21 protein-coding genes and 3 pseudogenes are annotated in these 24,882 nt (G+C 55.8%); 17 read left to right on the top strand and 7 right to left on the bottom strand.

What is annotated here, in order from left to right; translation table 11 throughout:
* Positions 1–378: 378 nt before the first annotated feature.
* Entirely contained in the window at positions 379–1,287 is a 909-nt protein-coding gene (locus GA0061070_RS18830) for a nickel/cobalt efflux protein RcnA (protein WP_090137526.1), read from the bottom strand.
* A gap of 142 nt (positions 1,288–1,429) precedes the next feature.
* Here GA0061070_RS18830 and rcnR point away from each other — a divergent pair, with 142 nt between their 5' ends.
* Together rcnR and GA0061070_RS18820 are read left to right on the top strand one after the other, a co-directional pair.
* Positions 1,430–1,702, top strand: a complete 273-nt coding sequence (gene rcnR, locus GA0061070_RS18825) for a Ni(II)/Co(II)-binding transcriptional repressor RcnR (protein ID WP_090124526.1) — start codon at positions 1,430–1,432, stop codon at positions 1,700–1,702.
* Between the two features lie 89 nt (positions 1,703–1,791).
* Positions 1,792–2,943 (top strand): 3-phenylpropionate MFS transporter, encoded by a 1,152-nt coding sequence (locus GA0061070_RS18820; RefSeq protein WP_090137525.1) that lies wholly within the window; start codon positions 1,792–1,794, stop codon positions 2,941–2,943.
* Here the strand turns inward: GA0061070_RS18820 and csiE are convergent.
* Positions 2,940–4,217 carry a stationary phase inducible protein CsiE gene (gene csiE / locus GA0061070_RS18815; RefSeq protein WP_090137524.1) on the bottom strand — a complete coding sequence of 426 codons (1,278 nt, stop codon included), beginning with the start codon at positions 4,215–4,217 and terminating at the stop codon, positions 2,940–2,942. The genes GA0061070_RS18820 and csiE overlap by 4 nt on opposite strands.
* Before the next feature lie 124 nt (positions 4,218–4,341).
* Between csiE and GA0061070_RS18810 the strand changes: the two genes are divergently transcribed.
* Both GA0061070_RS18810 and GA0061070_RS18805 read left to right on the top strand, forming a co-directional pair.
* Complete coding sequence (locus tag GA0061070_RS18810; protein WP_090137523.1) at positions 4,342–4,980, top strand: DUF1007 family protein; 639 nt, start codon at positions 4,342–4,344, stop codon at positions 4,978–4,980.
* Positions 4,971–5,951 carry a nickel/cobalt transporter gene (locus GA0061070_RS18805; RefSeq protein WP_090137522.1) on the top strand — a complete coding sequence of 327 codons (981 nt, stop codon included), beginning with the start codon at positions 4,971–4,973 and terminating at the stop codon, positions 5,949–5,951. The genes GA0061070_RS18810 and GA0061070_RS18805 overlap by 10 nt, the downstream gene beginning before the upstream one ends.
* A 112-nt stretch (positions 5,952–6,063) precedes the next feature.
* On the opposite strand, the gene suhB is transcribed toward GA0061070_RS18805, so the two are convergent.
* A complete protein-coding gene (gene suhB / locus GA0061070_RS18800; protein ID WP_090137521.1) occupies positions 6,064–6,867 on the bottom strand; it encodes an inositol-1-monophosphatase in 804 nt (267 codons plus the stop codon).
* 118 nt (positions 6,868–6,985) lie between these two features.
* On the opposite strand from suhB, the gene trmJ reads away from it, so the two are divergent.
* The 11 genes from trmJ (at position 6,986) to sseB (ending at position 15,752) form a co-directional block, all read left to right on the top strand.
* Positions 6,986–7,714, top strand: coding sequence for a tRNA (cytosine(32)/uridine(32)-2'-O)-methyltransferase TrmJ (gene trmJ / locus GA0061070_RS18795; RefSeq protein ID WP_090137520.1), 729 nt, complete (start codon positions 6,986–6,988; stop codon positions 7,712–7,714).
* A gap of 222 nt (positions 7,715–7,936) precedes the next feature.
* Positions 7,937–8,428: a Fe-S cluster assembly transcriptional regulator IscR gene (gene iscR, locus GA0061070_RS18790; protein ID WP_090137519.1), complete on the top strand. Its 492-nt coding sequence runs from the start codon at positions 7,937–7,939 to the stop codon at positions 8,426–8,428.
* A gap of 119 nt (positions 8,429–8,547) precedes the next feature.
* Positions 8,548–9,762 carry a cysteine desulfurase gene (gene iscS / locus GA0061070_RS18785; protein ID WP_090137518.1) on the top strand — a complete coding sequence of 405 codons (1,215 nt, stop codon included), beginning with the start codon at positions 8,548–8,550 and terminating at the stop codon, positions 9,760–9,762.
* 30 nt (positions 9,763–9,792) lie between these two features.
* Positions 9,793–10,179 (top strand): Fe-S cluster assembly scaffold IscU, encoded by a 387-nt coding sequence (iscU, locus tag GA0061070_RS18780; RefSeq protein WP_007370804.1) that lies wholly within the window; start codon positions 9,793–9,795, stop codon positions 10,177–10,179.
* A 17-nt stretch (positions 10,180–10,196) separates the two neighbouring features.
* Positions 10,197–10,520 (top strand): iron-sulfur cluster assembly protein IscA, encoded by a 324-nt coding sequence (gene iscA / locus GA0061070_RS18775; protein WP_090137517.1) that lies wholly within the window; start codon positions 10,197–10,199, stop codon positions 10,518–10,520.
* 71 nt (positions 10,521–10,591) lie between these two features.
* Positions 10,592–11,107 carry a co-chaperone HscB gene (hscB, locus tag GA0061070_RS18770; protein ID WP_090137516.1) on the top strand — a complete coding sequence of 172 codons (516 nt, stop codon included), beginning with the start codon at positions 10,592–10,594 and terminating at the stop codon, positions 11,105–11,107.
* Positions 11,108–11,124: 17 nt separating this feature from the next.
* Positions 11,125–12,975 (top strand): Fe-S protein assembly chaperone HscA, encoded by a 1,851-nt coding sequence (hscA, locus tag GA0061070_RS18765; protein WP_090137515.1) that lies wholly within the window; start codon positions 11,125–11,127, stop codon positions 12,973–12,975.
* A 1-nt stretch (position 12,976) separates the two neighbouring features.
* A complete protein-coding gene (fdx, locus tag GA0061070_RS18760; protein ID WP_090137514.1) occupies positions 12,977–13,312 on the top strand; it encodes an ISC system 2Fe-2S type ferredoxin in 336 nt (111 codons plus the stop codon).
* A gap of 1 nt (position 13,313) precedes the next feature.
* Positions 13,314–13,514: a Fe-S cluster assembly protein IscX gene (gene iscX, locus GA0061070_RS18755; protein ID WP_007370809.1), complete on the top strand. Its 201-nt coding sequence runs from the start codon at positions 13,314–13,316 to the stop codon at positions 13,512–13,514.
* 98 nt (positions 13,515–13,612) lie between these two features.
* Complete coding sequence (pepB, locus tag GA0061070_RS18750) at positions 13,613–14,899, top strand: aminopeptidase PepB (protein WP_090137513.1); 1,287 nt, start codon at positions 13,613–13,615, stop codon at positions 14,897–14,899.
* A gap of 76 nt (positions 14,900–14,975) precedes the next feature.
* Positions 14,976–15,752 (top strand): enhanced serine sensitivity protein SseB, encoded by a 777-nt coding sequence (gene sseB / locus GA0061070_RS18745; RefSeq protein ID WP_090137512.1) that lies wholly within the window; start codon positions 14,976–14,978, stop codon positions 15,750–15,752.
* 30 nt (positions 15,753–15,782) lie between these two features.
* Here sseB and GA0061070_RS18740 read toward each other — a convergent pair.
* The 4 genes and pseudogenes from GA0061070_RS18740 to GA0061070_RS18730 form a co-directional block, all read right to left on the bottom strand.
* Positions 15,783–15,978 (bottom strand): annotated as a pseudogene (locus GA0061070_RS18740) (MurR/RpiR family transcriptional regulator); the annotation flags it as partial.
* A 9-nt stretch (positions 15,979–15,987) separates the two neighbouring features.
* On the bottom strand, positions 15,988–16,830 hold the full coding sequence (gene sseA, locus GA0061070_RS18735) for a 3-mercaptopyruvate sulfurtransferase (protein WP_090137511.1): 843 nt from the start codon (positions 16,828–16,830) through the stop codon (positions 15,988–15,990).
* 98 nt (positions 16,831–16,928) lie between these two features.
* A pseudogene (locus tag GA0061070_RS26035) lies at positions 16,929–17,074 on the bottom strand (6-phospho-alpha-glucosidase); the annotation flags it as partial.
* Positions 17,072–17,316: pseudogene (locus tag GA0061070_RS18730) on the bottom strand (PTS transporter subunit EIIC); the annotation flags it as partial. The pseudogenes GA0061070_RS26035 and GA0061070_RS18730, both read right to left, overlap by 3 nt.
* Before the next feature lie 280 nt (positions 17,317–17,596).
* Here GA0061070_RS18730 and GA0061070_RS18725 point away from each other — a divergent pair.
* Complete coding sequence (locus tag GA0061070_RS18725; RefSeq protein ID WP_090137510.1) at positions 17,597–22,555, top strand: alpha-2-macroglobulin family protein; 4,959 nt, start codon at positions 17,597–17,599, stop codon at positions 22,553–22,555.
* Position 22,556: 1 nt separating this feature from the next.
* Entirely contained in the window at positions 22,557–24,878 is a 2,322-nt protein-coding gene (gene pbpC / locus GA0061070_RS18720; RefSeq protein WP_090137509.1) for a peptidoglycan glycosyltransferase PbpC, read from the top strand.
* Positions 24,879–24,882: the final 4 nt, after the last annotated feature.

Raw genomic sequence — 24,882 nt, 5'->3', positions numbered from 1 at the left:
ACTATGGACTGAACCAGTGGCAAACGCTGATGAGAGATCTGAACAGGTGGATAAGGCGCAGGTTGCGAAGTGTCCTGTGGAAACAGTGGAAAACGGGCAGCAAGCGCTTCAAAGAGTTGCGCAGACGGGGAGTAAGCAAAGACCTTGCAGCGCAAACGGTAGGGAGTTGCCATAAGCAATGGCGGATAAGCTGTAGTCCGGCACTGAGCATAGCACTTCCCAATCGCCTGTTCATCAGACTGGGCCTACCGGATTTATAGGCAGGCGACGATAAACATAACCGAACCGCCGTATACGGACCCGTATGTACGGTGGTGTGGGAGGAGGCTGATCGTGAGATCAGCCCCTATCCCGATCCTGTCGATTGGCAAACGCGCTTTATTGCAAGCTGGCGTACCCGTGGATGCCCATATACACTCCGACCAGCGCAATCAGCGCGCTGGAGAAGTAAGGAGCTTTACGGGCGATGGTGTTGAAGCCGGACCAGCGTTTTGCCGCCTGCTGTACGCTAAAGGCTGCGCCGACGCCGACCGCAACCAGCGTCAGCGCAAGGCCGATGCTGAAACTGACTACCAGCGTGGCACCCAGCGTCAGCGCTTTGAGCTGAATACAGATTAGTAGAATGGTGATCGCCGCCGGGCAGGGGATCAGCCCACCGGTCAGACCAAACAGCAGGATCTGCCCATTGGTCACTTCCGTCCCGTGAAAGCGACGCTCAATATCTCGGGCATGTGCCCGCTCGTGTGCATCCTGATACTCCTCTTCTTTCACTACTTTACGCATCGACAGGATAGTGGGTTGCGCGTGACTGCCTGCCTGTACAGGCTGAAAGATCAACCCACGACTGTGACGCGTATGGCCGTGATCGTGGTCATGATCATGGTGGTGATTATGAGAATGATGATGGTGATGATCATGGCCGTGGTGATGACCCTTTTTCCAGGCGTGCTCACCCTGCCAGGTTCGTAAAAACATCCATGTCGCGGTGCCGATGATGATGATCGCAGAAACCATTTGCAGCCAGGGTTCCACAGATTGCGCCGTGAACTTGCCGCTGAGATACATGCCGCCCAGCGCAATCAGCCAGACGATGGCTGTATGCGACAGCGTGGCGGCCAACCCCAGCATCACTGCCTGTTTGACGGTGCCTTTGATAGCAATGATAAAGGCTGCCATCATCGTCTTTGAGTGGCCCGGTTCCAGGCCATGCAACGCACCAAGCAGTATCGCGCTGGGGATAAAAAACCAGGCATTTCCTTGCTGAAAAAGGGGGATAAAGTCGTTCATGAGAATAATTCTTGATAACATTTTGTGCGCTTTAATCTACTCCCCCCCAGTAAAAAATACTACCCCCCAGTAGAAATAAACTCCCCCCCAGTTGATGCATGGTATGCTGATACCCGTTACGCATGAATGAGTTGAGGGCTGTATGTCGCATACCATCCGGGATAAACGAAAGCTGAAAGCGCGGGCCAGCAAAATTGAAGGGCAGGTAGCGGCGTTGAAAAAAATGCTCGACGAGCCCCATGAATGCTCGCAGGTCTTACAGCAAATCGCTGCCATTCGAGGCGCAGTGAACGGCTTGATGCGCGAAGTGATCAAAGGGCATTTGACCGATCACATCGTCCATGAAAACGATGAAATCAAGCGCGAGGCCGATCTTGAGGTCGTACTCAGCGTACTTGATTCCTATATCCGTTAATAACTTGCGCCAATGCGCGTGTTATCTGATTGTTACTTGCAAGCCTTGCCATTTGTCTCCAGACTATCGCCACCATTCAGGAGGAAATCATGGTTTTGCAGTCCACGCGCTGGCTGGCGCTCGCTTACTTCACCTACTTTTTTAGCTACGGTATTTTCTTACCCTTCTGGAGCGTCTGGCTCAAAGGCGTTGGCCTGACGCCTGAAATTATTGGCATGCTGCTTGGCGCAGGTCTGGTGGCTCGTTTTCTGGGGAGTCTGTTGATTGCTCCGCGTGTGAGCGATCCTTCCCGTTTAATTACCGCACTGCGTGTGCTGGCTCTGGCGACAGTGCTGTTTGCGCTGGCGTTTTATGCTGGTAGCCATGTTGCGTGGCTGGCGGTGATCATTGTCGGTTTCAACCTCTTTTTCTCACCGTTAGTGCCGCTCACCGACGCGCTGGCGGGGACCTGGCAAAAACAGTTCCCGATGGATTATGGCAGGGTCAGGTTGTGGGGATCGGTAGCCTTTGTGATTGGCTCGGCGTTGACCGGTAAGCTGGTGAGCCTCTATGATTATCGCGCGATTCTGGCGATGCTGACGCTGGGCGCTGCCTCAATGCTGTTGGGGATGCTGCTGCGCCCTTCTATTCTGCCGCAGGGTGAAAGCCGCCATCAGGACGGTGCTGGCTGGTCTGCCTGGCGTGCGCTGTTTGTACAAAACTGGCGTTTTCTGGCGTGTGTGTCGTTGTTGCAGGGCGCACATGCCGCCTACTACGGTTTCAGCGCGATTTATTGGCAATCTGCCGGTTATTCCGCTTCGACGGTGGGTTATCTCTGGTCGTTAGGTGTGGTCGCCGAAGTGGTGATCTTCGCCCTCAGCAACTGGCTTTTCCGTCGCTTTAGCGCCCGCGATCTGTTGCTGCTTTCCGCCGTCTGTGGGCTGGTGCGCTGGATTTTGATGGGCTGGACCACTGAATTACCGTGGCTGATTGCCGCACAAATCCTGCACTGCGGAACCTTTACCGTTTGCCATCTCGCCGGGATGCGCTATATCTCCGCCCGTAAGGGCAGCGAAGTGATCCGTTTGCAGGCGATCTATTCCGCCGTGGCAATGGGCGGCAGCATTGCTGTGATGACCATGTTTGCAGGCTTCCTGTTTGAATACCTGCATCAGGGATTATTTTTTGTGATGGCGCTGCTGGCAATCCCGGCGCTGTTCCTGCGACCAAAAGTGGCCGCCCAGCAGCCGGTTACCAGTTAACCTTCCAGCATGGTACGAATATGCTGTTGTTGCTGCGAGCTCAGTGCCCCGACGGCATGGATGAGCGGCGGGGAAAAGAGCGGCAGCGGTGTTGTGTAAGGGGTGATGACTAATGACACGTCCTTTGGTGCGCCCGCATTGTGAAACTCCGCCAGCGGCAGGTAGTTGATGGTCAGCGGCAGCAGCGTTAACTCGCGTAGCTGCTGCTCAATCTGCTGTTCGCACGCCGTGTCATCACCGGTAAGTAATACCACCTGCTTCTCATGTAGAGCGGTTGCTTGCATCAGCCAGGCGCCGAAAATTACCGCGACCAGTCCCGCTTCTTCGTCGCTAAAGTGCAGCGCGTATTCATCTTCCAGTTCCTGTAATGCCTCACGCGTGGTGCGCATCAACCGTGGATAAAGACGATGGATCTCTTCCGGCAGGCTGTTATCAATGCCGATACCAAACAGGCAGCGATCCAGCGCCTGCGCCAGATGAATATAAAGTTGCGCGGCTAAGCCTTGCTCATCACTAAAACGTAACCCGGCAAGCTGGTGAAAGCGGGCAATCATTCGGGCAATCGCCTGTTGTAAGCGGCGATCCTGCTGATGCTGGTCGCGAAGCGGATCGGGTGTACGCACCAGCATAAAGAGAAGCGACAGAAACAGGTGCTCATTTTCCTGCGGCACCGCTGCTACACGGCGCTGCCAGTGGCGAACAATATCGTATGCAACGAGGTATTCGGCGCGCATTTGCGCCCAGGTTTGCTGCACGGGGGTAAATTCCGGCGTCTGCCCGTGATGGTTTTGCAACAGACAATACTGCAAGTAGAGACAGAGAAACTGCACATCCCGGCACTCAATTGAGCGCTGTAAACGGCGGGCGCAGAGGTTAATTAAGGCGCGCAGATTGGTGTCGTCATATAGCGTTCGGGCAATGCCTTGTTGTTTAAGTGCCGTTTTTAACAACGGGGTAAACTGTTGCGTGATAAATTGCGGGCACAGTCGCAGCGCGCGACGCAACCAGTGCAGCAGGCATAAGCGCTGGTCGAGGGGAGCGCCTTCAATCCGGTAGCTGCCGTTATGCTGGCGCACAATGGAAATCCGATGGTAGCGCTGGATTTCACTGTTGGTCTCATTAATATCCTGCCGGGCTGCGGCATCATCAACGCCATTGATTGCGCTGATATGTTCCAGGCTGACGCTTTGCCCCGGCAGGGCGAGCATCAACAGCACCTGGCAGCGGCGCTGCGGACTGGAGAGCGCAGATGGCGGTGTCATTACAATAGTCATCTGTCAGATTCCAGTTAGGGTGTTTGATAAGCGTAGTTAAAGGTATGCTCAGCGATAGCGAAGCTGCGACGCTTTCATTCAGGATTGCCGGAGAGCATCACAGAATTTTTCACGTGAGGAACAGATGCGAGCAGTTAAACAATGCGTCACGGGCGTCTTTCTCGCGCTTTTATCGTTTACGGTAAGCGCGCACCCGCACAGTTTTATCCGGCTGAAAACACAAGTGTTAGCAGAGAATGGCCACTTCTCCGGACTGAAAATGCGCTGGACGATGGATGAGATCACCTCGGCGGATCTGCTTTATGATGCGGGCAATGCGCAGCCAGGTGACGAGGTATGGAAAAAACTGGCGGCGGAAGTGATGGCTAATGTGCTTGGTCAGCACTATTTTACTGAGGTCTGGCACAACGGGCAGAAAGTAAAATTCCTCAACCGTCCGACGGAATACGGTATGGAGCGCGAAGGGCATCAGGCGGTGCTGACATTTATCCTGCCTCTCGCCGAGCCGCAGCCGCTTAACGGCGAGCAATATACTTTTTCTACGTTTGATCCCACCTATTTTGTCGATATGAGTTACGACAAAGCGAGCGATGCAGCGCTGCCTGCAGAGTTGCAGAAATCCTGTAAGCTGGCCGTTCATACGCCTAAACCTGGCGAAGGTGTGCTGAATTATGCGCAGTCGCTGGACAAAGCCGATGCGCCGAAGGAAGACATGGAATTAGGTAAACAATTTGCACAGACGGTGACCCTCTCATGTCAGTGATAACCGGTGTTCGTCACCGTTACCGCCGCCTGCTGGCATGGTGGCCGCTGCTGCTGTTTATGCTGTGCGCACTCATTGCCGGTTTCTGGCTATGGCAGGCGTGGCCGCAGGTGATGATCAAAAGTGTGGTCTGGCAGCGCAATGTGAATATGCAAATGAGCGCATTGCTGAAAGCGGTGGCGGAAAATCCGACCAAAGCGGGCGGTTCGCTGCTGTTGTTCAGCTTTATCTATGGTGTATTGCATGCGCTGGGCCCCGGACACGGTAAAGTGGTGATCGCCACCTGGCTTGCTACGCATCCCTCTAAATTGCGTTCCGGCATTATGCTGACGATGGCCTCCTCACTGTTGCAGGGTCTGGTGGCGGTTACGTTAGTGGTGGTAGTGCTGAACATCCTGGCGTTACCCGCACGGCAGCTTCATTTAAGCGGTTACTGGATGGAAAAGGGCAGTTACCTGTTGGTCGGCGTGCTGGGGCTGATGTTGTGCTGGCGAGCGCTGAAAAAGTTGTTTGCGCTGCGGCAAAAACCGGTGTTTCGCGCATTTACTCCGCATCATATGCATCACGACGGCTGTGGCTGCGGGCATCAGCATTTGCCGACTTCTTCGCAGCTGCAAAGCGGTGAAGACTGGCGAGCCAGGTTGATGATTGTGTTATCCATGGGGATGCGCCCATGCTCCGGTGCGATCATGGTGTTGCTGTTCAGCAAAGTGATCGGCGTTTTTGCCTGGGGCGTGGCGTCAGCGTTGGTGATGGCGGCGGGCACGTCACTGACCATCAGTGCGCTGGCGCTGCTGGTACATGGTTTTCGTCAGTTGGCGGTAAAACTCAGCGGCCATCAGACGCCGGTATTATGGCGGCAGGTGGGCTGGACAACGCTGGCACTGGCGGGAGGCGTGTTGTTGATAAGTGCGGCGGTGGTGATGTGGGTCAGCGTGTTACCGCCGGGGGGCGGTTTGCGGCCATTTTGATAGTGCCGGATGGCGGTTTACGCCTTATCCGGCTTACGCGACATGCATGAAGCATGACGGAGTATGTACGCTGTAGGCCCGATAAGCGCAGCGCCATCGGGCAATAAACATCTTAGCGTTTCAGCGCATCACTCAGTTCGTCGCGCATGTTGGCCAGCATGGCTTTTACTACACGTGGGTTACCCGCAACGATGTTGCCGGTCATCATGTAGTTGTGGCCACCGGTAAAATCACAGACCAGACCGCCCGCTTCACGCACCAGCAACTCGCCTGCGGCGAAATCCCATGGTTTCAGCGCTATTTCGAAGAAACCATCAACGCGGCCAGCGGCAACATAGGCCAGATCCAGCGCCGCGGAACCGGTGCGGCGGAAGTCCGCGCATTCGGTAAACAGTTTGCCAACAATATTAATGTAGGTTGTTGCGTGCTGTTTTGCTTTGAACGGGAAACCGGTCGCCAGAATGGTGCCATCCAGATCGCGTGCATTGCTGCCGCGCAGACGGTAGCCGTTAAGCTGTGCGCCCTGGCCACGGGTTGCAGTGAAAAGTTCGTTACGCATCGGATCGTAAACCACCGCAACTTCGGTGCGGCCTTTAATACGAACGGCGATAGATACCGCGAAGTGCGGAAGACGTTTGATGAAGTTGGTGGTGCCATCCAGTGGATCGATAACCCATTGCACATCCTGGTCAGTGCCTTCGTGCTCGCCACTCTCTTCGGTGATAATGGTGTGTTGCGGGTAAGATTTGCGGATGGTGTCAATAATCACTGCTTCAGCAGCTTTATCAACGTTGGTCACGAAATCATTGCTGCCTTTCTGGCTGGTTTCTACGGCGTCGGGAGTTTCGTAGTTTTTGGCAATTAAATTACCCGCCTTGCGCGCAGCACGCACGGCGATGTTCAGCATCGGATGCATCGGTCTCTCTCACTGGATGTTAAAGAACGGGAAAACGGCGCACATCATAGCAGTCAATTCGGAATGTGTCTTCGGTTTATGATAATATGCACAAATATTCTTTAGTCGTTGAAAATCTATGCTGCAAAATATTCGAATCGTACTGGTGGAAACCTCCCACACGGGCAACATGGGCTCTGTTGCCCGTGCAATGAAAACAATGGGGTTGACGAACCTGTGGCTGGTTAACCCGCTGGTTAAGCCGGATTCACAGGCCATCGCGTTGGCGGCAGGTGCCAGCGATGTTATCGGCAGCGCGCATATTGTCGATACGCTGGATGAAGCACTGGCTGGCAGTAGCCTGGTCGTTGGCACCAGTGCGCGCTCACGTACGCTGCCGTGGCCGATGCTCGATCCGCGCGAATGCGGGTTGAAAGGCGTCGCTGAAGCAGAACACGCGCCGGTGGCGCTGGTGTTCGGCCGCGAGCGTGTCGGTCTAACGAATGAAGAACTGCAAAAGTGTCATTATCATGTGGCGATTGCCGCTAACCCTGAATACAGTTCGCTGAACCTGGCGATGGCGGTGCAGGTTATCGCTTATGAAGTGCGTATGGCCTGGCTGGCGACACAGGAGAGCGAATCTTCTGCAGAACATGAAGAGACGCCGTACCCGCTGGTTGACGATCTTGAGCGCTTTTACGAGCATCTGGAAAAGACGCTGCTGGCGACCGGTTTTATCCGTGAAAACCACCCAGGGCAGGTGATGAACAAGCTGCGTCGTCTGTTCACTCGTGCGCGTCCGGAAAGCCAGGAACTGAATATCCTGCGCGGTATTCTGGCCTCCATTGAGCAGCAGCATAAAGCGTGATTTGCCTACGCTCATCAGCCGACAAGCCCCCCGCCCGTAAGCCGGACAGGGCAACGCGGCACCCAGCATTTAAATTGAGCACGAAAAGCGAAATACCCGACTAATTTGGTCAACTAAATAGTTGACCAAATTAGTCGGGAATGTCAGACTTGCAACCGCTATGCAACATTAACATATTAAATAAAATTCCCCGGGCAGGGGCGAGTTTGAGGCTTGTAAGACATGAGACTGACATCGAAAGGGCGTTATGCCGTGACCGCAATGCTGGACGTTGCACTCAACTCCGAAGCGGGCCCGGTTCCGTTGGCTGATATTTCTGAGCGTCAGGGAATTTCCCTGTCCTACCTTGAGCAGTTGTTCTCCCGTCTGCGCAAAAATGGTCTGGTGGCCAGCGTGCGTGGTCCTGGCGGTGGTTATTTGCTGGGCAAAGATGCGAGCAGCATCGCCGTGGGCGAAGTGATCAGCGCCGTTGATGAATCGGTAGACGCAACCCGTTGCCAGGGTAAAAGCGGCTGCCAGGGTGGCGATAAGTGTCTGACCCATGCGCTGTGGCGCGATCTGAGCGACCGTCTGACCGGTTTCCTCAACAACATCACACTGGGTGAACTGGTCAATAACCAGGAAATTCTCGATGTCTCCGATCGTCAGCACAGTACTGAATCCAATCGTACCACCCGCGCACAAGACGCTATCGACGTTAAACTGCGCGCATAATAAAAAATAGTATTCAGAATTGGGCCGGGGCACATCACATGTGCCCCGTTAACACGGTCGTACATCCAGCCGGTTGCCTGATTCCTTGCATTAGAGCGATGTACGGAGTTTAAAGAGCAATGAAATTACCGATCTATCTCGATTACTCCGCAACTACGCCGGTGGATCCGCGTGTTGCCGAGAAAATGATGCAGTTTCTCACTCTGGACGGGACCTTTGGTAACCCAGCATCCCGTTCACACCGTTTTGGCTGGCAAGCTGAAGAAGCGGTAGATATCGCCCGTAACCAGATCGCTGAACTGGTGGGTGCCGACCCGCGCGAAATCGTTTTCACCTCCGGCGCGACCGAATCCGATAACCTGGCGATCAAAGGTGCTGCCAACTTTTATCAGAAAAAAGGCAAGCACATCATCACCAGCAAAACCGAACACAAAGCCGTGCTGGATACCTGTCGCCAGCTTGAGCGTGAAGGGTTTGAAGTGACTTACCTCGCCCCGCAGCGCAACGGCATTATCGATCTGAAAGAGCTGGAAGCGGCGATGCGTGACGACACCATCCTCGTCTCCATTATGCATGTGAACAACGAAATCGGCGTGGTGCAGGATATCGCAACCATCGGCGAAATGTGCCGTGCTCGCGGCATCGTTTATCACGTTGATGCTACTCAAAGCGTGGGCAAACTGCCGATCGACTTAAGCCAGTTGAAAGTCGATCTGATGTCCTTCTCCGGCCATAAAATTTATGGGCCGAAAGGCATTGGCGCTCTGTACGTACGCCGTAAACCACGTATCCGTATCGAAGCGCAGATGCACGGTGGTGGTCACGAGCGCGGTATGCGTTCCGGTACGTTGCCTGTTCACCAGATCGTCGGCATGGGCGAAGCTTACCGTATCGCTAAAGAAGAGATGGCGAGCGAAATGGAACGTCTGCGCGGTCTGCGTAGCCGTCTGTGGAACGGCATCAACGATATCGAAGAAGTTTACCTGAACGGCGATCTTGAGCACGGCGCACCAAACATCCTCAACGTCAGCTTTAACTATGTTGAAGGTGAGTCGCTGATCATGGCGCTGAAAGATCTGGCTGTTTCTTCCGGTTCTGCCTGTACTTCCGCAAGCCTGGAACCGTCCTACGTGCTGCGCGCACTGGGTATGAGCGATGAGCTGGCGCACAGCTCCATCCGTTTCTCTTTAGGTCGTTTTACCACCGTTGAAGAGATCGACTACACCACCGAACTGGTGCGTAAATCCATCGGCCGTCTGCGCGAACTCTCTCCGCTGTGGGAAATGTTCAAACAGGGCGTGGATATCAACTCCATCGAATGGGCTCATCACTAATAACGGTTGCGGAAACAGGAGAATTTAATCATGGCTTATAGCGAAAAAGTAATCGATCACTACGAAAATCCGCGCAACGTTGGCTCGTTTGACAACGGCGACGACAGCGTCGGTAGCGGCATGGTTGGCGCGCCAGCATGTGGCGACGTTATGAAGCTGCAAATCAAAGTTAACGATAAAGGCATCATCGAAGACGCGCGTTTCAAAACCTACGGTTGCGGCTCAGCGATCGCTTCCAGCTCGCTGGTAACCGAATGGGTGAAAGGCAAGTCTCTGGACGAAGCACAGGCGATCAAAAATACCGATATCGCTGAAGAACTGGAGTTGCCGCCGGTGAAAATCCACTGCTCTATCCTGGCGGAAGATGCGATCAAAGCCGCGATTGCGGACTACAAAAGCAAACAAGAAGCGAAATAAGGCAGGAGGTTGTTGTCATGTCCATTAGCCTGAGCGACAGTGCTGCCGCGCGAGTAAATGCCTTCCTGGCCAACCGTGGCAAAGGGTTTGGTCTGCGTCTGGGGGTCAGAACTTCCGGGTGTTCTGGTATGGCCTACGTGCTGGAGTTTGTTGACGCGCCGACCGAAGAAGATACGGTGTTCGAAGACAAAGGCGTTAAGGTAGTGGTTGACGGCAAAAGCCTGCAATTCCTCGACGGCACTCAACTGGACTTTGTCAAAGAAGGCCTGAACGAAGGGTTTAAATTCACCAACCCTAACGTTAAAGACGAGTGCGGTTGCGGCGAAAGCTTCAACGTCTGATTGTCTATCCATTGACCCCACCGCAGCATGCTGTGCGTGGGGTTTGCTTCGATTGCACACCCGGAATTGTTATGGATTACTTCACCCTCTTTGGGTTGCCGGCCCAATACCCGCTTGACGTTCAGGCGTTGGCGACACGTTTCCAGGATCTGCAACGGCAGTTCCATCCCGATCGCTTTGCCAGCCGACCACAGGCGGAACAACTGGCTGCGGTACAGCAATCCGCTACCATTAATCAGGCGTGGCAAACCCTGCGTAATCCCCTTTCTCGCGCGGAATATTTGCTGTCGCTGCATGGCTTCGATTTAGCCTCTGAACAGCACACCGTTCGCGACACTGCCTTTTTAATGGAGCAGCTTGAGCTGCGCGAAGAGTTGGATGAGATCGCTCGTGCGGAAGATAGCGACCGGCTGGAGACGTTCCAGAAACAGGTAAAAGGGATGTACGACGCCCGCCACCAGCAGGTGGTGGAACAACTCGACAATCAGGCGTGGGACATCGCGGCGGATACCGTGCGTAAACTGCGTTTTCTCGATAAACTGCGCAGCGCAACAGAACAACTCGAAGAAAAACTGCTCGGTTTTTAATTTTTTGGAAGCACATAATGGCCTTATTACAAATCAGTGAGCCGGGTCTGAGCGCCGCGCCGCATCAGCGTCGTCTGGCGGCGGGCATCGATCTCGGCACCACCAATTCGCTGGTTGCCACCGTGCGTAGCGGTCAGGCGGAGACGCTGGCCGACAGCGCCGGGCGCCATTTACTCCCTTCAGTGGTCAACTACCAGGCTGACAGCCACGTTGTTGGTTACGATGCGCGCGCCAATGCAGCGCTGGATTCGGTCAATACCATCAGCTCTGTAAAACGCCTGATGGGCCGCAGTCTGGCGGATATTCAGGCGCGTTACCCGCATCTGCCGTGGCAATTTCAGGCCAGTGAAAACGGCCTGCCAATGATTGTAACGCGCGGCGGTGTGGTCAATCCGGTTCGCGTCTCTGCCGATGTCCTGAAAGCGCTGGTTGCCCGCGCACAGGAGACGCTCTCCGGCGAGCTGGATGGTGTAGTGATTACTGTCCCGGCCTATTTCGACGATGCGCAGCGTCAGGGAACCAAAGATGCTGCGCGTTTAGCCGGGTTGCATGTGCTGCGTCTGCTCAATGAGCCGACTGCGGCGGCGATTGCCTACGGTCTGGATTCAGGCAAAGAAGGCGTAATCGCTGTTTACGATCTTGGCGGCGGCACTTTCGATATCTCCATTCTGCGTCTGAGCCGCGGCGTGTTCGAAGTGCTGGCAACCGGCGGCGATTCCGCACTCGGCGGTGACGATTTCGACCACCTGCTGGCAGATTACATCAGAGAACAGGCGGGCCTTACCGATCGCAGCGATGCGCGTCAGCAACGGGAACTCCTGGATGCGGCAATTGCTGCCAAGATTGCGCTGAGCGATGCCGACAACACAACAGTTGATATGGCCGGCTGGCAGGGCGTGGTAACTCGCGCACAGTTTGAAGGGATGATCTCAACGCTTGTCAAACGCACGCTGCTCTCCTGTCGTCGCGCACTGAAAGATGCGGGCGTGGAAGCGCAGGATGTGCTGGAAGTGGTGATGGTGGGCGGTTCCACCCGCGTACCGCTGGTGCGTGAGCGCGTGGGGGAATTTTTCGGCCGCACCCCGCTGACTTCCATTGACCCGGATAAAGTGGTGGCGATTGGCGCGGCGATCCAGGCGGATATCCTGGTCGGCAATAAACCGGACAGCGAAATGCTGCTGCTCGATGTTATCCCGCTATCGCTGGGGCTGGAAACTATGGGTGGACTGGTGGAAAAAGTTATTCCGCGCAACACCACGATTCCGGTGGCCCGCGCCCAGGAGTTCACAACCTTTAAAGATGGTCAGACCGCAATGTCTATCCATGTGATGCAGGGTGAGCGGGAGTTGGTGGCGGATTGCCGTTCGCTGGCGCGTTTTGCCCTGCGTGGTATTCCGGCGTTACCGGCGGGCGGGGCGCATATCCGTGTCACCTTTCAGGTGGATGCTGACGGCCTGCTGAGTGTTACTGCGATGGAGAAATCCACCGGCGTGGAAGCATCCATTCAGGTGAAACCGTCCTACGGTCTGACCGACGGCGAAATCGCCAATATGATTAAAGACTCCATGAGTTTCGCCGAGCAGGACGTGAAAGCGCGCATGCTGGCGGAGCAGAAAGTGGAAGCCGCGCGCGTACTGGAAAGTTTGACCGGTGCGCTCGCCGCTGATGCCGCGCTGTTAAGCGCCGCAGAGCGCGAGGTTATTGACGAGGCGGTTGCGCAACTGCGCAGTGTTGCCGACGGCAATGATACCGACGCGATAGAACAAGCCATTAAAAACGTAGATAAACAAACCCAGGAATTCGCCGCACGCCGTATGGATCAGTCCGTGCGTACTGCGCTGAAAGGCCATTCCGTCGACGAGGTTTAATATGCCTAAAATTGTTTTTCTGCCTCATCAGGATCTCTGTCCGGATGGCGCAGTTCTGGAAGCGAAGAGCGGTGAAACCATTCTTGATGTTGCCCTGCGAGGTGGTATCGAGATTGAGCACGCCTGCGAAAAATCATGTGCCTGTACCACCTGCCACTGCCTCGTGCGTGAAGGGTTTGACTCTTTGCCGGAAAGCAGTGAAGACGAAGACGACATGCTGGATAAAGCCTGGGGTCTGGAGCCGGACAGCCGTTTAAGCTGCCAGGCGCGCGTTGCCGATGAAGATCTGGTGGTTGAGATCCCGCGTTACACCATTAACCATGCGCGGGAGCACTGATATGGGACTAAAATGGACCGACAGCCGTGAAATCGGCGAGGCGCTGTACGATAGCCGCCCGGATGTGGACCCGAAAACCGTACGTTTTACCGATATGCATCAATGGATCTGCGAGCTGGAAGAGTTCGACGACGATCCGAACGCATCGAATGAAAAAATTCTCGAAGCGATTCTGCTAGTCTGGTTAGACGAAGCATCATAATCATCTCACGGGCTGCCTTCGGGCGGCCCGTTTTCATGCATACGTAGGCCGGAAAAGGCAACGTTGCCATCCGGTGTCTGCCGATAAGGATAAATATAATGACAGAAGCTATGAAAGTGACACTCACCACGCAAAGCGCGGATGCGCGTTGGGGTGAAAAGGCCTCATGGAGTATCAATAGCGACGGCATCGCTCTGCATCTGAACGGAAAAGACGATTTAGGTTTGATTCAGCGTGCCGCACGCAAAATCGACGGCCTGGGCATTAAACACGTTGCTCTGAGCGGCGAAGGCTGGGACGCGGATCGTAGCTGGGCATTCTGGGCCGGTTACAAAGGGCCGAAAGGCACGCGTAAGGTGGAGTGGGCGCAGTTGGACGACGCCGGGCAAAAAGAGCTGGATAGCCGCCTGCAAACCATCGACTGGGTACGCGACATCATCAACGCACCGGCGGAAGAGTTAGGGCCGGAACAACTGGCACAGCGCGCGGTCGATCTGCTACACAGCGTAGGTGGTGAAAACGTCTCTTACCGCATCACCAAAGGCGAAGATCTGCGCGAGCAGAACTACCTTGGTCTGCACACCGTTGGCCGTGGTTCTGAGCGCCAGCCGGTATTGCTGGCGCTGGACTATAACCCGACTGGCAACCCGGATGCGCCAGTGTATGCTGCGCTGGTGGGCAAAGGTATCACCTTTGACTCAGGCGGTTACAGTATAAAACCAACCTCATCAATGGATTCAATGAAATCCGATATGGGCGGTGCGGCGCTGGTGACCGGTGCACTGGCGTTTGCCATCACGCGCGGACTGGATAAACGCGTCAAACTGTACCTCTGCTGCGCTGACAACCTGATCAGCGGTAACGCTTTTAAACTGGGCGATATTATTCATTATCGCAATGGCAAAACCGTAGAAATCATGAACACCGATGCTGAAGGGCGTCTGGTGCTGGCGGATGGTCTGATTGATGCGTCTGCGCAAAAACCACAATTTATCATTGATGCCGCAACGCTGACTGGCGCGGCGAAAACTGCGCTGGGTAACGATTACCATGCGCTGTTCAGCTTTGACGATGCGCTGGCTGGCCGCCTGCTTAACAGTGCGACGGCGGAAAATGAACCGTTCTGGCGTCTGCCGCTGGCCGAGTTCCACCGTAATCAATTACCATCCAATTTTGCAGAATTGAATAACACAGCCAGCGGCTCTTTCCCTGCCGGAGCAAGTACAGCAGCCGGGTTCCTGTCGCACTTTGTTGAAAACTACCAGCAGGGCTGGCTGCATATCGACTGCTCCGCCACCTACCGCAAAGCGGCAGTGGAACAGTGGGCGGCTGGTGCGACCGGGCTTGGCGTACGCACCATCGCGAATTTGTTGACCGCCGGGTAAGTGTGATTGTTGTGCCGGATGGCGTTACGCTCATCCGGCCTACAAAATGCATGGACTACAACGAATCAGAGAACCTATGTCCGAAAGCAAAAATGAATTAGAAACCCTGCTGGAAAAGGCGGCGACCGAGCCAGCTTACCGCCCGGCTTTTTTCCGTACGCTGCTGGAATCCACTGTATGGGTGCCAGGCACGGCGGCGGAAGGTGAAGCGATTATCGAAGACAGCGCGCTGGATTTGCAGCACTGGGAAAAAGATGACGGTAACTCTGCCATTCCATTCTTTACCTCGCTGGAAGCCTTACAGCAGGCCGTTAGCGAAGAACAGGCATTTGTGGTCATGCCTGCGCGTACGCTGTTTGAAATGACGCTGGGAGAAACACTATTTCTCAACGCCAAATTACCCACAGGCAAAGAGTTCACGCCGCGCGAATTAAGCCATTTAGTGGGCACAGAAAGTAGTCCGCTCAGCCAGCAGGAAGTGCTGGAGGGCGGCACGGCGCTGCTGCTTTCCGAAGTGGCTGAACCGCCTGCGCAAATGGTCGATTCACTGACCACGCTGTTTAAAAGCATCGGAACCGTTAAACGCGCGTTTCTCTGCTCGATTAAAGAGAAGGCTGATGAGCAACCTAATCTTCTGATTGGCATTGAAGCTGAAGGGGATATCGAAGAGATCATCCATGCTGCGGGCAGCGTCGCGACAGATACGCTTCCAGGGGATGAACCGATCGATATTTGCCAGGTAGTGGAGAGCGAGAAAGGTATCAGCCACTTTATGCTGGCGCATATTACGCCGTTCTATGAACGCCGCTGGGGCAGCTTCCTGCGCGATTTCAAAAACAACCGCATTATCTGATGAACAGGCGGTACGAAATGTACCGCCTGTTCACTGCGTCGCTTCCAGCAGCAACAGATCCGTCAACAGGACAATATTTGACTTAAACGACGTAATGCCCGCCGCTTAGGCAGCAAAGTGTACCGCTCGTCATACAGCGCAAAATGCACATCCGCCAGTCCGCCATCGTGTTTGCCGACGCGCCAGTAAAGGCGACGACCGTCATGCCAACTGTGCGCGCAAGCCGGTCATCCATTCAGGCCGGTTCAACGGGCAAATCGTCGCGCGCGCCCCATTCACTCCAGGAGCCGTCATACAGCGTCACGTTATTCGCGCCCAGCGTCGCAAGCGCGAGGATCACCACGGATGCTGTGACGCCTGAGCCACAGCTGGCAATAATCGGCTGGTTCAGGTCAACGCCCTGACGGCGGAAAATGGCGGACAATTCGTCGGTAGTTCTCAGTTCGCCATCGACCACCAGATCAACCCACGGCACGTTCAGTGCGCCGGGAATATGCCCGCGCTTCAGGCCCGGACGCGGCTCATCGACTTCGCCGGAAAAACGCGGGGCAGGGCGCGCATCGACAATCTGCGCGGTGCCTTCGTGGCTTACCAACAGCACATCGGTCAGCTTTTTCACCACGGACGGATCGAAGTTAGCGTTAAAGTCGGATTCCGGTAGCGGCACCTCGCCTTTCTGCAACGGCAGGGCGTCTCGCTGCCAGCCGGCCAGACCGCCCGCCAGAATCGAGACATTCTCCACGCCGTAATTGCGCAGCATCCACCATGCGCGGGGCGCGGAGAACAGCGTACCTTCGTCGTAGACCACCAGGTGTTTATCCTGGCTGATACCTAGCTCGCGCATCGCTACAGCGAACGCTTCAGGCCGCATCAGCATATGCGGTAGGGACGTGCTGTGGTCGGAAAGGGCTTCGATATCAAAAAAAACCGCGCCGGGAAGATGCCCGTCACGGTACTCCGCGCGCATATCTCGATGTTCCTGACCCACTGGCGCCATGCGGGCGTCGATCAACTGGATTTCAGGATCATCGCTATGCTCTATCAGCCAGTCGGCCGCGACAAAAAATGAAGTGGACATGGGGCTCTCCGTGTCATCAATAATTACTCTGAATTGTTAACGTTTTTTCATCACCCGACAAGCCACCTTCGCTAAACCCTCGAGCCAACTCGGTATTTTTATACCACTTTGCCGTTTTCCCACGCTTTTTGCAGCGCAGGCAGTAGCCGCTGGTTGGTACCGTGCGCTTTAGGGCAAACGCCTGGATCGCTTTTTCGTAGCAGCCTTCCATGGTGGCTTCAATCAGCAGTTGCTCCGGGATCAGCCCGACCGGGATACCAATGGCAAACACCAGCGCCAGGTTGGCGAGCACGGAAACAGCGGATTTAGCGATTAACTGGCCGATGGTCTAAATAAGCGGGTGGCCGAGGAATGGCAAATATTCGGCCAGGTTGCCATTGCCAAAAATATTGCCGAAGGGAATGAACAGGCCAGCGATGGGCAAAATGAGTACCGGACCAAAAAAGACTTACCAAAATTTTGTAGGGTATTCACAGCCCTGGACATAATTATCTCTCTTATTAGAATCGCGCACAGCGATGCGCAGACAGCGTAATGTTAGCAGTCTGAAACGATATTCATCCATCTATCTTATTGTTTTAAAATAAAATAACTCGTAATGTAACATGTCACGTTACGACCTGTGATCCCTGTAACAGTGCTAGTGTAATGAGTCGCCGTCTTTGCGAGGCGCTTTCCAGAATTCATCAGAGGTTTTGTAATTCATGCCGCTGCGCATAATACTAGAAGGGCCTCTTTCAATAGGTTAATGAACCAGGGATAACGAATGAAACCGCTACGTATTGCGGCGCTGATTGCAGCGCTGCTGACCACCCTTACGCTTGCTGGCTGTGATAACAACGATAAACCGAAAGCCGCCAGCGCACCTGCCGCCTCTGCTGCTATCGCGGAGCAAAAACCATCCTCTACCGCACTGGACAAAGAGAAGCTGGCTCAGCTTGCTACACGTAGTGAAGGCAAGCCGCTGACGCTGCTGGATGCGTCTGAAGTGCAACTGGACGGCGCCGCTACGTTGGTGCTGACTTTCTCCGTTCCGCTCGATCCTGCGCAGAATTTTGCCTCTACCGTGCATCTGGTGGATAAAAAGAGCGGCAAGGTGGATGGCGCATGGGAACTGGCGCCCAATCTAAAAGAGCTGCGTCTGCGGCACCTGGAGCCGAATCGCGAACTGCTGGTATCGGTCGATCGTGGGCTGGTGGCGCTGAATAAAGCCACCTTCGGCATCAATTATGAGAAGACCATCGCCACGCGCGATGTGCAGCCAAGCGTCGGTTTTGCCAGCCGGGGTTCGCTGCTGCCGGGTAAAGTCGTTGAGGGGCTGCCTGTCATGGCGCTGAACGTCAATAATGTTGATGTTAACTTTTATCGCGTGAAGCCGGAGTCGCTGGCGGCGTTTATCAGCCAGTGGGAGTATCGCAGCTCGCTTTCGAACTGGGAGTCGGACACCTTATTAAAAATGGCTGATCTGGTGTACACCGGCCGCTTTGACCTCAATCCGGCGCGCAACACCCGGGAAAAACTGCTGTTGCCGTTAAGCGGTATCCAGCCATTGCAGCAGACCGGCGTCTATGTCGCAGTGATGAATCAGGCTGGGCACTACAACTACAGCAATGCCGCCACGCTGTTCACCCTCAGTAATATCGGCCTTTCGGCTCACCGTTACCATAACCGGCTGGATATTTTCACCCAGGGGCTGGAAAACGGCGCAGCCCTCTCCGGCATTGACGTGTCGCTGCTGAATGAGAAGGGGCAAACCCTGGCGCAGGCGACCAGCGATGCTGATGGACACGCTACCCTGAACACCGATAAAGAAGCCGCGCTGGTGCTGGCGCGCAAAGAGGGTGAAACCACGCTGTTGGATCTGAAATTACCGGCGCTGGATCTGGCCGAGTTCGCCATTGCTGGCGATCCGGGCTACAGCAAACAGTTCTTTATGTTTGGCCCGCGCGATCTTTATCGCCCCGGCGAAACGGTGATCCTTAATGGCCTGCTACGCGACAGCGACGGTAAACCGCTGGCGGAGCAGCCGGTCAAACTCGAAGTGGTCAAACCGGACGGTCAGGTAGTACGCACAGTGGTCAGCCAGCCGCAAAATGGGCTGTACCATTTTACTTATTCGCTGGATGCCAGCGCACAAACGGGAATGTGGCATATTCGCGCCAACACCGGCGATAACCTGCCGCGCGAGTGGGGTTTCCACGTTGAAGATTTTATGCCGGAGCGGATGGCGCTGAATATTACGTCGCAGCCGGTACCCGTAGATCCGGCCACAGATGTGGTATTTAACGTTAATGGTCACTATCTCTATGGTGCACCCGCCAGCGGCAATACATTGCAGGGACAACTGTTTCTGCGTCCTTTGCGCGAAGCGGTGACCGCGCTGCCAGGTTTCCAGTTCGGTGATATTGCGGAAGAGAACCTGAGCCGCAGCCTGGATGAAGTGCATCTGACGCTGGATAACGAAGGTCAGGGTGCGGTCAGTGCACCGAGCCAGTGGCAGGAGACGCACTCGCCGTTACAGGTGATTTTGCAAGCCAGCCTGCTGGAATCGGGCGGACGCCCGGTTACGCGCCGTGCGGAACAGGCCATCTGGCCTGCGTCATCGCTGCCGGGGATCCGTCCGCAATTTGCTGCTAAAGCCGTTTACGACTACCGCACTGACACCACTGTGAATCAGCCGATTGTTGATGAAGGCAGTAACGCGGCGTTCGATATCGTCTATGTCGATGCCAGCGGGACGAAAAAGGCGGTGAGTGATTTGCAGGTGCGCCTGATCCGTGAACGGCGCGACTATTTCTGGAACTGGTCGGAAAGTGAAGGCTGGCAGTCACAGTTTAACCAGAAAGATCTGGTGGAAGGTGAGCAGAGCCTCAGCCTTGCGGCGGATGAAACCGGCAAGGTGAGTTTCCCGGTTGACTGGGGGTCTTACCGCCTGGAAGTGAAAGGGCCAAACGATACTGTCAGCAGCGTGCGTTTCTGGGCCGGTTATAGCTGGCAGGACAACAGCGACGGTGCGGGCGCCTCACGGCCTGACCGAGTCACCATGAAGCTGGATAAACCAGGTTATAAACCGGGCGACACCGTGAAATTGCACATCACCGCGCCAGCCGCAGGTAAAGGTTACGCGATGATCGAATCCAGTGAGGGTCCTCTGTGGTGGAAAGAGATTGATGTGCCAGCCGACGGCCTCGATCTAAGTATTCCGATCGACCAAAAATGGCAGCGTCACGATCTCTACCTCAGCACGCTGGTGATCCGTCCTGGCGATAAGTCGAAATCCGCTACGCCAAAACGCGCGGTCGGTTTGCTGCACTTACCAATGGGTGATGAAAACCGCCGACTCGACATTGCGCTGGATGCGCCACCAAAAATGCGTCCCAACCAGCCGCTGACCGTCAAAGTGAAGGCGACGGTGAAAAACGGCGAAACCCCGAAACAGGTGAATGTGCTGCTCTCCGCAGTAGATAGCGGCGTGCTAAATATTACCGACTATGTAACGCCGGATCCGTGGCAGGCCTTTTTCGGGCAGAAACGCTACGGTGCGGATATCTATGATATTTATGGCCAGGTGATTGAAGGGCAAGGGCGCCTTGCCGCGCTGCGCTTCGGTGGCGATGGCGACGAGATGAATCGCGGTGGAAAACCGCCGGTCAATCACGTCACTATCATTGCCCAGCAGGCACAGCCGGTACAGCTGGATGAAAACGGCGAAGGTACGGTGACGTTACCGATTGGCGATTTCAACGGCGAATTGCGGGTGATGGCACAGGCGTGGACGGCAGAGGATTTTGGCAGCAGCGAAAGTAAAGTGGTGGTGGCCGCGCCAGTGATAGCCGAACTGAACACGCCGCGCTTCCTCGGCAGCGGTGACACGTCGCGTCTGACGCTGGATCTCACCAACCTGACCGATCAGCCGCAAACGCTCAATATTGCCCTCAGTGCCGGGGGATTACTGGCGCTGGAAAGCCAATCGCCGGAGCCGCTCACATTACCAGCGGGTGAGCGCACCACGCTATTCATTCCAGTGAGGGCGCTGGACGGGTTTGGCGACGGCGAAATTAACGCGCAAATCAGCGGGCTGACGCTACCGGGAGAAACCTTCGCCCCGTTACAGAAGCAGTGGAAAATCGGTGTGCGTCCGCCATTTGCTGCACAAACGGTCAACAGCGGCGCGATGCTCAAACCCGGCGAGAGCTGGCATGCGCCGGAACAACATTTGGCAGGCATTTCACCAACGACGCTTCAGGGGCACCTGCTGTTGAGCGGCAAACCGCCACTGAATATCGCGCGCTATATTCAGGAACTAAAAGCCTGGCCGTATGGCTGCCTTGAACAAACCACCAGCGGGTTATTCCCGTCGCTTTATACCAATGCCGCGCAGCTTAAAGCGCTCGGTATTAAGGGCGACAGCGACGAGCAGCGTCGCGCAGCGGTGGATATTGGTATCTCCAGATTGTTGCAGATGCAGCGCGACGACGGTGGATTTGCGCTGTGGGATAAGAGCGGCCCGGAAGAGTACTGGCTGACGGCGTATGTCACCGATTTTCTGGTTAGCGCCTCGGCGCAAGGATACAGCGTTCCGGTGGAGGCGCTGAACAACGCGAACAACCGCTTGCTGCGTTATTTGCAGGATCCTACAACGATGGCAGTGCGCTATAGCGACGATCTTCCGGCAACAAAATTTGCAGTGCAAAGCTATGCCGGGCTGGTACTGGCGCGTCAGCAAAAAGCGCCGCTGGGTGCGCTGCGTGAAATCTGGCAGCGCCACGACCAGGCCAAAGCAGGATTACCGCTGATGCAGTTGGGTGTAGCGTTAAAACTAATGGGCGACGCGCAGCGTAGCGAACAGGCGCTGGCGCTGGCATTGAAAACTCCACGTGCGAAAGATAATCGCTGGCTGGCGGATTATGGCAGCGAGCTGCGCGATAACGCGCTGATGCTGGCGCTGCTGGAAGATAATACGCTGCTGGAACAGGAGCAGACGCGCTTGCTGACGACGCTCTCGGAACAGGCTTACGGGAAGCGTTGGTTATCCACGCAGGAAAACAACGCCTTATTCATGGCCGGACGTAATCTGCAAAATGCCTCCGGGACGTGGCAGGCACAAACTTCGCTGGGAACGGCGGCGCTCAGTGGTGATAAATCGCAAACCCGCAACCTCGACGCCGATCAACTGGCGACATTGCAGGTGACCAACAGCGGTAGCTCACCGTTATGGCTGCGTCTGGACAGTAGCGGATACCCAATGCAGGCACCTGCGCCTTCTGACAACGTGCTACACATTGAACGCACGGTGTTGGGCACCGACGGACGGAGCAAATCACTCTCATCACTGAAAAGCGGCGAGCTGGTACTGGTCTGGCTGGAGGTGAGCGCCAGCCAGAATGTCCCGGATGCGCTGGTGGTGGATTTACTGCCTGCCGGTCTGGAACTGGAAAACCAGAACCTCGCGAGCAGCAGCGCCAGCCTCCAGGATAGCGGTAGCGAAGTACAGGAACTGCTTAACCGGATGCAGCAAGCTGACATTCAGCATATGGAGTTCCGCGATGATCGCTTCGTGGCTGCCGTGCCGGTGAGTGAAGGCCAGCCAGTGACGCTGGTTTATCTGGCGCGGGCGGTAACGCCGGGAACGTATCAGGTACCAGCGCCACAAGTGGAATCAATGTACGTTCCGCAGTGGCGGGCAACTGGCGCGACCCGAAGCCCGATGATTATTGTCCCGTAACGTGAAAAGGCCTCTGTTACATACCCGCTGGCGCTGGCTGGCGGGAGGATTGTTGCTGCTGACTCTCGGCGTTATTGCTGCGGACCGGATCTGGCCATTGCCGCTGAGTGAAGTTGCTCCGGCACGGGTGGTGGTCGCGCAAGAAGGAACGCCGTTATGGCGTTTTGCCGACGCAGAAGGCATCTGGCGCTATCCGGTGACCATCGAAGAGGTTTCACCGCGCTATCTACAGGCGCTCATTCAGTATGAAGATCGCTGGTTTTGGGCGCACCCCGGCGTTAATCCGTTTTCCGTTCTGCGGGCCACCTGGCAGGATTTGCGAGCCGGGCGTGTGGTATCTGGCGGCAGTACGCTGACCATGCAGGTCGCCAGGTTGCTGGATCCGCATCCGCGTACCTTTGGCGGCAAAATCCGCCAGCTCTGGCGCGCGATGCAACTGGAGTGGCACCTTTCCAAACGCGAGATCCTCACTCTGTATCTTAATCGTGCGCCGTTTGGCGGCACGTTACAGGGGGTTGGTGCGGCGAGCTGGGCTTATCTGGGGAAATCACCGGCGAAACTCAGCTATTCTGAAGCGGCGCTGTTGGCCGTTTTGCCGCAGGCACCCAGCCGTTTACGGCCGGATCGCTGGCCACAACGCGCGCAGGCGGCGCGTGACAAAGTGCTGGATCGCATGGTGGCGCAAAAAGTGTGGCCTGCCTCGCAGGTGAAAGAGTCACGCGAAGAGCCAGTATGGCTGGCTTCGCGACAGATGCCGCAACTGGCACCGTTATTTGCCCGGCGTATGCTGGCATCCAGTAAAGCCCTGAAGGTAACAACCACGCTTGATGCCAGCCTGCAACGGCAACTGGAAGAGATAGCGCTGGGCGTAAAGTCGCGTTTACCGCCGCGCAGTTCGCTGGCGATGATCGTCGTTGATCACACCAACATGAAGGTGCGTGGCTGGGTCGGATCGGCGGATATTAATGATGACAGCCGTTTTAGCCATGTTGATATGGTCAGCGCTGTCCGTTCGCCGGGGTCGGTATTAAAACCCTTTATTTATGGTCTGGCGCTTGATGACGGTCTGATTCATCCGGCCTCGTTATTGCAGGATGTTCCGCGCCGGGTGGGAGATTATCGCCCCGGTAACTTCGACAGCGGTTTTCATGGCCCGGTGAGTATGAGCGAAGCGCTGGTAAGATCGCTGAATCTGCCTGCGGTGCAAGTGCTTGAAGCCTATGGTCCGAAAACTTTTGCCGCTAACCTGCGTAATGCCGGTCTGCCGCTGATGTTGCCTGCCGGTGCTGAACCTAATCTGGCGTTGATCCTCGGTGGCGCAGGGGCGCGGCTGGAGGACATCGCTGCGGCCTACAGCGCCTTTGCCCGCCATGGCAATGCGGGAAGATTACGTATGACGCCGGATGCTCCGCTGGAAGAACGCCGGTTGATGTCGCCGGGCGCAGCGTGGATCATCCGCCGTATTCTGGCTGGCGAAGCACAGCCGGTACCGGATGAAGCGTTACCGCAGGTTGTGCCGCTGGCATGGAAAACCGGTACCAGCTATGGCTACCGCGATGCGTGGGCAATAGGTATTAATGCCCGCTATGTGATTGGCATCTGGACCGGGAGACCGGACGGTACACCCGTTGCGGGTCAGTTTGGTTTCGCCAGCGCAGTGCCGCTGTTGAATCAGGTTAACAACCTGCTGCAACCGCGCTCGGCAATAGAAAAATCCCGCCTGCCGCGCGATCCGCGTCCCGCTTCCGTAAGCAGCGGCATCATCTGCTGGCCGGGAGGGCAGAGTCTGCCAGCAGGAGACAGCAACTGTCGCCGCCGTCTGGCAACGTGGTTGCTGGATGGCAGTCAGCCGCCAACGCTGCTGATGCCGGAGCAGGAAGGGTTACACGGCATTCGATTTCCGCTGTGGTTAAACAGCGCAGGGCGCAGAGTGGCGGCGGATTGCCCGTATGCCCAGCAGAAAATCTGGATTGTCTGGCCGCGACCGCTGGAACCCTGGTTGCCCACCAGTGAACGCCGCGCTGCGCGCTTGCCTGCCGCCGATCCCCGTTGTCCACCGCGCGATGACAACGCACCGCCACCACTGTTACTAAGCGGCGTGCGGGAAGGCGCCGTGATCAAGCGTGTTCCGGGACAAGCATTTGCGCTGCTGCCGTTGCAAAGCAGTGGCGGAGAAGGGGAGCGCTGGTGGTTTTTAAATGGCGAGCCGTTAACGATGCATACGAGTTTATTGAATCTGCGGCTTGATAAAGCTGGTGAATATCAGTTATTGGTTATGGATGATACGGGACAGGTGGCGACAGTGCAGTTTATTGTGCAATAACTGC

This window comes from Kosakonia oryziphila (assembly GCF_900094795.1).
GTDB classification, from domain to species: Bacteria; Pseudomonadota; Gammaproteobacteria; order Enterobacterales; family Enterobacteriaceae; genus Kosakonia; species Kosakonia oryziphila.
This window is presented reverse-complemented; position numbering and strand designations above follow the sequence as displayed.